Source organism: Pseudoalteromonas sp. S3260, assembly GCF_005886925.1.
Lineage (GTDB): Bacteria > Pseudomonadota > Gammaproteobacteria > Enterobacterales > Alteromonadaceae > Pseudoalteromonas > Pseudoalteromonas tetraodonis.
This window is the reverse complement of the sequence record NZ_PNCV01000410.1, coordinates 1-246: the sequence shown is the minus strand read 5'-3', so window position 1 is coordinate 246 and position 246 is coordinate 1. Positions and strand designations below refer to the sequence as shown.

Sequence of the window (246 nt, the reverse complement as noted above, 5' to 3'; positions counted from 1 at the left end):
TATAGCGGTAAACTATCTGATGATGCGTCGCTTTGGTGTATCGAATGTCAGTGTCATCTCTGGCGGTGTGAGCGATTACGATCAGAATAATAACGGCAACAGTGGCAACGGAAATAACAACTTTAGTGGCAATAATGGCGGTAATAACAACGCTATTAATAACAATAATGGCAACAACAGTGGCTCTGGAAATATTCAACAGCTTAACGGCTCAAATATTCAAACCAGTAGCGAGAGTGATTTTTG

1 protein-coding gene is annotated in these 246 nt (G+C 40.7%); it reads left to right on the top strand.

What is annotated here, in order from left to right:
• On the top strand, window positions 1-246 hold a 246-nt coding region (locus CWC14_RS18990), incomplete at both ends, for a secretin N-terminal domain-containing protein (protein WP_212746578.1).